Below are 1,255 nucleotides of genomic sequence, written 5' to 3' on the forward strand. Positions count from 1 at the left end.
GTGTTAAATAAAGTATATAATTTATATAAATTATAAGAAAATAAAGGAGTAAAATATGGATATAAATCAACAAAATAATAAAATACCTGAACTTTCTGCAAAAGTATTTACAAGTAGTTGTAAAGTTGTAAATATAGAAGATATTAGTCATACTAAAAATATTAATAAATATATTCCTCCTAAAAAGTTAACATACTTTCTCTATAATATCTATTCAGTATAAGAGTACGATATGAATATTCAAAATCAATAAAAATTAACAACAATGAATTATAAATGTTATAAAGGTAGTCTGTATATATATTTGTTGTTATAATTGTAGTTACTAATGCTTATATTACAAAATTAAGAAATATAGGCAAAAATATAAAGGGAGAAAATATATTATGATTGAAAATTTTATGAAATTAAGTAATGGCTTGAAAATACCATCAATCGGATTTGGAACCTATAAATCAGGCAATGATGAAGAAACATCTGAAATAATAAAAAATGCTTTAAAACTAGGTTATAAAATGATAGATACAGCTTCTTTTTATGACAATGAAGTAGGAATAGGAAATGGTATAAAAGAGAGTGGAGTAAATAGGGAAGAAATATTTTTAGTAACTAAACTTTGGAATGATGATCATGGTTATGAGAATACTATAAAAGCATTTAATAAATCATTAGAAAACCTACAAGTAGATTACATAGATTTATATTTAATACATTGGCCAAACAAATTAAATTCTGAAACTTGGAGAGCCTTTGAAGATTTATATGAAAGTGGGAAAATAAAAGCTATTGGGGTATGTAATTTTAAAATTGAGCATTTAGAAGAATTAAAGAAAACTGCAAAAATAATGCCAATGGTAAATCAAGTAGAGATACATCCTTTTAGCATTAAAAATGAAATTAGAGATTATTGTARTGCTAATAATATAAAAGTAGTTGCATGGAGTCCTATAAGTAGAGGAAGAGTATTATCTAATGATTTAATGATTGATTTATCTGAGAAATATAAAAAATCAATAGTACAAATAGTACTAAGATGGCATATGCAAAAAGGAGTTATTCCTATACCTAAGTCATCAAATATAAATAGGATAAAAGAGAATATAGATATATTTGATTTTGAAATATCTGATGAAGATATGAAAGCCATAGACTCATTAGATGAAGGTTATTATTCTTCAGTAACAACACCACCAGCTAATACTACATATTAATACATTTAAATGATGTCTATAATATTATAATATTTAATAGTGTT

The 1,255-nt window shown here is 23.8% G+C and carries 2 protein-coding genes; both read left to right on the plus strand.

The genetic code is table 11. From position 1 onward, the window contains the following. Positions 1–55 precede the first annotated feature (55 nt). Positions 56–223: a hypothetical protein gene (locus G3997_RS04480; protein ID WP_296648739.1), complete on the plus strand. Its 168-nt coding sequence runs from the start codon at positions 56–58 to the stop codon at positions 221–223. A gap of 163 nt (positions 224–386) precedes the next feature. Next, positions 387–1,211, plus strand: coding sequence for an aldo/keto reductase (locus tag G3997_RS04485; protein WP_296648741.1), 825 nt, complete (start codon positions 387–389; stop codon positions 1,209–1,211). Positions 1,212–1,255: the final 44 nt, after the last annotated feature.

The sequence above is a fragment of the Romboutsia sp. 13368 genome (assembly GCF_018336475.1).
In the GTDB taxonomy this organism is placed as follows: Bacteria; Bacillota; Clostridia; order Peptostreptococcales; family Peptostreptococcaceae; genus Romboutsia.

What these genes read in the sequence shown, in the direction of transcription:
- G3997_RS04480 (WP_296648739.1), top strand. Translation starts at nt 56, where the DNA reads ATGGATATAAATCAACAAAATAATAAAATACCTGAACTTTCTGCAAAA.